Below are 363 nucleotides of genomic sequence, written 5' to 3'. Positions count from 1 at the left end.
CGAAAACCCGCCGGACCTACTGCAAGAAATGTGGCCGTCATCAGCCACATAAAGTGACGCAGTACAAGAAGGGCAAGGATTTTCTCTATGCCCAAGGAAAGAGGCGTTATGATCGCAAGCAAAGCGGTTATGGTGGACAGACCAAGCCAATCTTCCGTAAGAAGGCCAAGACCACAAAGAAGATTGTGCTGAGACTGGAATGCGTGGACTCAAACTGCAGATCTAAGAGAATGTTGGCAATCAAGAGATGCAAACATTTTGAACTTGGAGGCGATAAGAAGAGAAAGGGACAAGTTATCCAGTTTTAAAGTGCTGCAACATTGTTTGTCTAAAACTAATAAAATTGTCAAAACACAAAAAAAA

At 43.0% G+C, this 363-nt stretch carries 1 protein-coding gene; it reads left to right on the top strand.

Going from position 1 to position 363, the window contains the following annotated elements:
• On the top strand, positions 1-308 hold a 308-nt coding region (locus EUU22_RS26340; protein WP_129330104.1), incomplete at its 5' end, for an eL42 family ribosomal protein.
• Positions 309-363: the final 55 nt, after the last annotated feature.

The organism is Ciceribacter ferrooxidans (assembly GCF_004137355.1).
Taxonomy (GTDB): domain Bacteria; phylum Pseudomonadota; class Alphaproteobacteria; order Rhizobiales; family Rhizobiaceae; genus Allorhizobium; species Allorhizobium ferrooxidans.
The sequence above is the reverse complement of the archived record's forward strand: the minus strand, read 5'-3'. Positions and strand labels throughout refer to the sequence as shown.